The sequence below is a fragment of the Citrobacter sp. Awk 2 genome, from assembly GCF_028069815.1.
Classification (GTDB): Bacteria; Pseudomonadota; Gammaproteobacteria; order Enterobacterales; family Enterobacteriaceae; genus Citrobacter.
This window is the reverse complement of the sequence record NZ_JANEWL010000161.1, coordinates 1-5,024: the sequence shown is the minus strand read 5'-3', so window position 1 is coordinate 5,024 and position 5,024 is coordinate 1. Positions and strand designations below refer to the sequence as shown.

Genomic DNA, 5,024 nt, shown 5'->3' with positions numbered 1-5,024 from the left:
ATTATAGATTCTCTTCACATATCCATGACCTCAAATTAGCATTTTCTCTATTCTTCGTTATAACGCACATCCCTTTCATTATTCTCACGCTACAGATATTAACGTCCGAAATTGTTATCTTGCGTCCTGTCTGAAAATTAAATATTTTGCGCTGAAATGTGGCTTACGTTTCAATTTTGCACCACTTCAGGGCGCTGCATTTATTTTTTCCTGTCTACACTCTGCATATTGCGTCGAATAATCGTGCGCAAAAACCTGGCACTACCTTTGCTTAGAAGAGTATGGCCAAAGCCACAGACAGGTAAAAGACGTTTGTAGAACGTTTCCATAACAATAATTCCTCCACACAGGATGCTCTATGAAAAAGATGATAATAGCCAGCCTGGCTGCGGCCGGCGTGCTGCTTGCGGTTGCAAATCAGGCACATGCCGGCGCAACTCTCGATGCCGTAAAGAAAAAAGGTTTTGTGCAATGTGGTATCAGTGATGGCCTGCCTGGTTTTTCTTACGCCGATGCAAGTGGTAAATTCTCTGGTATTGATGTCGATGTATGTCGCGGAGTTGCCGCTGCCGTATTTGGTGATGACAGCAAAGTAAAATATACCCCACTCACCGCCAAAGAACGCTTCACCGCGTTACAGTCTGGTGAGGTCGACATGCTTTCCCGTAATACCACATGGACTTCCTCTCGCGATGCGGGGATGGGCATGTCTTTCACCGGCGTAACCTATTACGACGGCATTGGTTTTCTCACCCATAATAAAGCGGGTCTGAAGAGCGCTAAAGAACTGGATGGCGCTACGGTTTGTATTCAGGCAGGAACAGATACTGAATTGAATGTGGCCGACTACTTTAAAGCCAACAACATGAAGTATACCCCTGTCACCTTTGACCGTTCTGATGAGTCCGCTAAAGCGCTGGAATCAGGGCGCTGCGATACGCTTGCTTCCGACCAGTCTCAGTTGTACGCCCTGCGGATCAAACTGAGCAACCCCGCAGAATGGATTGTACTGCCAGAAGTTATTTCTAAAGAACCACTGGGGCCAGTCGTGCGTCGTGGTGACGACGAGTGGTTCTCGATTGTTCGCTGGACGTTGTTCGCTATGCTGAACGCTGAAGAGATGGGCGTTAACTCGAAAAATGTTGACGAAAAAGCGGCAAATCCTGCAACACCGGATATGGCGCACCTGTTAGGTAAAGAGGGGGACTATGGCAAGGATCTGAAACTTGATAACAAATGGGCTTACAACATTATCAAGCAGGTAGGTAACTACTCGGAGATCTTTGAACGTAACGTTGGATCGGAAAGCCCGCTGAAGATCAAGCGTGGACAGAACAACCTCTGGAATAACGGTGGCATTCAGTATGCACCACCCGTGCGCTAATGCGCAGTGATGCAACGAGCGCCGCAACTGCGGCGCTCAGCCCAGAGTCATAGTTACCGAGGTTTTCTTATGTCCCATCGCCGCTCAAACGTAAAAGGATCGTTATCCTTTTCTAACCCTGCGGTCCGCGCCTGGTTATTTCAAATACTCGCTGTTATTGCAGTCGTTAGCATTGCGGTCTATCTCATTCATAACACCATTAACAACCTGAGCAGTCGCGGTATTACCTCGGGATTTTCTTTTCTCGAACGCAGTGCCGGATTTGGTATCGTCCAGCATCTGATTGATTACGAGCAAGGCGATACATATGGCCGCGTTTTTATCGTCGGTCTGCTTAATACACTGTTAGTCTCCGCATTGTGCATTGTTTTCGCTTCATTTCTCGGCTTTTTTCTCGGACTAGCACGGCTGTCGGATAACTGGTTGCTACGAAAGCTCTCTACGATTTATATCGAAACGTTCCGCAATATCCCGCCATTGCTGCAGATCTTCTTTTGGTATTTTGCCGTATTACGGAATTTGCCCGGACCACGGCAGGCTGTTAGTGCCTTGGATCTGGTCTTTCTGAGCAATCGTGGGCTCTACATTCCGGCACCACAGATGGGAGAAGGTCTGATTACTTTCAGTGCCGCAATAGTGATTGCCGTCATCATCACCATTGGGTTATTTCGCTTCAACAAAATGCACCAGATCAAAACAGGCCAGTTACGCCGAACATGGCCAACAGCCCTGGCGCTAATAGCGTTTCTACCGATGATTTCACATTGGATTTTCGGCGCGGCGTTGCACTGGGATATCCCTGAACTGCGTGGGTTTAACTTCCGTGGCGGTATGGTGCTTATTCCAGAATTGGCTGCCCTGACACTGGCACTTTCTGTATACACCTCTGCATTTATTGCTGAAATTATCCGGGCGGGGATTCAGGCAGTTCCTTATGGACAGCATGAAGCGGCACGTTCTCTGGGCCTACCAAACCGGGTAACCCTGCGACAGGTCATCATCCCACAGGCGTTGCGTGTCATTATTCCCCCACTGACGAGTCAGTATCTGAATATCGTCAAGAACTCCTCTCTTGCAGCCGCCATTGGCTACCCGGATATGGTGTCATTGTTTGCCGGTACTGTGCTCAATCAAACAGGGCAGGCCATCGAAACTATCGCCATCACCATGTCGGTTTACTTGATCATCAGTCTGAGTATTTCTCTGTTGATGAATATTTATAATCGCCGCATCGCACTGATTGAGCGCTAAGGAGCCATGATGACAAAAGCACTGCTGTCTCGCCCCACGCGCCCGAGCAGTAACCAGGCAAGTCGCATTCTATTTTGGGTACGTAAAAACCTGTTCTCTAGTTGGTCAAACAGCCTGCTCACATTGCTATGCGTGTGGCTTATTTGGTCGTTCCTTCCCCCACTGTTGAACTGGGCATTCCTGCAGGCCAACTGGGTCGGTTCTACCCGGGCCGACTGTACCAAAGCAGGGGCTTGTTGGGTGTTCATCCATGAACGCTTCGGGCAATTCATGTATGGACTGTATCCACACGATCAACGCTGGCGCGTCAATCTGGCCCTGATTATTGGTCTGCTTTCCATCATCCCGATGTTCTTGAAAACCATCCCCCATCGTGGCCGCTACATCGCCATCTGGGCGGTGGTGTATCCCCTTACCGTCTGGTGGTTGATGTACGGTGGTTTTCTCGGGATTGAGCGAGTAGAAACCCGGCAGTGGGGGGGATTAACACTGACTCTGATTATCGCCTCCGTGGGTATCGCGGGCGCACTTCCATGGGGAATTTTACTGGCATTAGGCCGCCGTTCTCATATGCCGATCGTGCGTGTTTTATCGGTCATTTTCATTGAGTTCTGGCGTGGTGTACCGCTTATAACCGTCCTGTTTATGTCCTCAGTCATGCTCCCGCTATTTATGTCGGAGGGTACAACTATCGACAAACTTATTCGGGCACTGGTTGGCGTCATTCTTTTCCAGTCAGCCTATGTTGCTGAAGTGGTACGCGGGGGATTACAGGCCTTACCAAAAGGGCAGTATGAAGCGGCTGAATCACTGGCACTCGGGTACTGGAAAACGCAGGGGTTGGTGATCCTTCCACAGGCACTGAAACTGGTCATTCCCGGTTTGGTCAATACCATCATTGCGCTATTCAAGGATACCAGCCTGGTCATCATCATCGGCCTGTTCGATCTCTTTAGCAGCGTCCAGCAAGCAACTGTCGATCCGGCCTGGCTGGGGATGTCGACAGAAGGATATGTTTTCGCTGCACTGATTTACTGGGTTTTCTGTTTCAGCATGTCGCGCTATAGCCAGCATCTGGAAAAACGTTTTAACACCGGGCGTACACCGCACTGAGGAATTTATGAGCCAAATAGTAATGCCGTCCACTGACGCGATGATTACGCTGGAAAACGTCAACAAATGGTATGGGCAGTTTCATGTCCTAAAAAATATCAACCTGCAGGTCAAACAGGGAGAGCGTATCGTATTGTGCGGACCTTCTGGTTCCGGAAAATCGACGACTATCCGCTGTATTAACCATCTGGAAGAACATCAGCAAGGGCGTATTGTCGTGGATGGAATCGAGCTCAACGAGGATATCCGCAATATCGAACGTGTCAGACAGGAAGTTGGCATGGTCTTCCAGCACTTTAATCTCTTCCCTCATTTAACGGTTCTGCAAAACTGCACACTGGCCCCTATTTGGGTGCAAAAGATGCCGAAGAAAGAAGCTGAAGTGCTGGCAATGCACTACCTTGAACGAGTACGCATTGCTGAACATGCACATAAGTATCCCGGGCAAATTTCCGGTGGTCAGCAACAGCGTGTCGCCATTGCGCGTTCGCTGTGCATGAAACCCAAAATCATGCTGTTTGACGAGCCTACGTCAGCGTTAGACCCCGAAATGGTAAAGGAAGTGCTGGATACGATGATTGGCCTGGCGCAATCGGGAATGACAATGCTGTGTGTAACACATGAAATGGGTTTTGCCCGCACGGTAGCGGATCGGGTGATCTTTATGGATCTTGGTGAAATTGTTGAACAAGCACCTCCGGATGAATTTTTTGCCCACCCTAAATCCGAACGAACTCGTGCCTTTTTGTCGCAGGTTATACATTAACGCCACGATTGCCTGCACATATCAGGCCGGCAGCAATGCCAACCTCGTAGGCTGGATAAAGCATTAACGCACATCCGGCCTTTTTCCTGATACGTTAAAACGCAAAAAGGCCCAGTCTTTCGACTGGGCCTTTCGCTTTTATTTGATGTCTGGCAGTTCCCTACTCTCGCATGGGGAGACCCCACACTACCATCGGCGCTACGGCGTTTCACTTCTGAGTTCGGCATGGGGTCAGGTGGGACCACCGCGCTACAGCCGCCAGACAAATTCTTTTCTACGTGCCGAACTTTAACCTAAAAACTGGTGCTGATACCCAGAGTCGAACTGGGGACCTCACCCTTACCAAGGGTGCGCTCTACCAACTGAGCCATATCAGCACACTAAATTTGATGCCTGGCAGTTCCCTACTCTCGCATGGGGAGACCCCACACTACCATCGGCGCTACGGCGTTTCACTTCTGAGTTCGGCATGGGGTCAGGTGGGACCACCGCGCTACAGCCGCCAGGCAA

4 protein-coding genes, 1 tRNA gene and 2 rRNA genes are annotated in these 5,024 nt (G+C 49.7%); 4 read left to right on the top strand and 3 right to left on the bottom strand.

What is annotated here, in order from left to right; genetic code table 11:
• Nucleotides 1-358: 358 nt before the first annotated feature.
• The 4 genes from NNO02_RS22450 (at nt 359) to NNO02_RS22435 (ending at nt 4,514) form a co-directional block, all read left to right on the top strand.
• Entirely contained in the window at nt 359-1,384 is a 1,026-nt protein-coding gene (locus tag NNO02_RS22450; RefSeq protein WP_202037597.1) for an amino acid ABC transporter substrate-binding protein, read from the top strand.
• Nucleotides 1,385-1,453: 69 nt separating this feature from the next.
• Entirely contained in the window at nt 1,454-2,635 is a 1,182-nt protein-coding gene (locus NNO02_RS22445) for an amino acid ABC transporter permease (RefSeq protein ID WP_271455789.1), read from the top strand.
• 9 nt (nt 2,636-2,644) lie between these two features.
• A complete protein-coding gene (locus NNO02_RS22440) occupies nt 2,645-3,748 on the top strand; it encodes an amino acid ABC transporter permease (protein WP_271455788.1) in 1,104 nt (367 codons plus the stop codon).
• A 7-nt stretch (nt 3,749-3,755) separates the two neighbouring features.
• Nucleotides 3,756-4,514 carry an amino acid ABC transporter ATP-binding protein gene (locus NNO02_RS22435; protein ID WP_048213472.1) on the top strand — a complete coding sequence of 253 codons (759 nt, stop codon included), beginning with the start codon at nt 3,756-3,758 and terminating at the stop codon, nt 4,512-4,514.
• A 147-nt stretch (nt 4,515-4,661) separates the two neighbouring features.
• Here NNO02_RS22435 and rrf (NNO02_RS22430) read toward each other — a convergent pair.
• The 3 genes from rrf (NNO02_RS22430) to rrf (NNO02_RS22420) all read right to left on the bottom strand — a co-directional run bounded on the left by rrf (NNO02_RS22430) (nt 4,662) and on the right by rrf (NNO02_RS22420) (nt 5,021).
• Nucleotides 4,662-4,777 (bottom strand): 5S ribosomal RNA (gene rrf, locus NNO02_RS22430).
• A 38-nt stretch (nt 4,778-4,815) separates the two neighbouring features.
• Nucleotides 4,816-4,891 (bottom strand) — tRNA-Thr (locus NNO02_RS22425).
• Between the two features lie 14 nt (nt 4,892-4,905).
• Nucleotides 4,906-5,021: ribosomal RNA gene (gene rrf, locus NNO02_RS22420) — 5S ribosomal RNA — on the bottom strand.
• Nucleotides 5,022-5,024 lie beyond the last annotated feature (3 nt).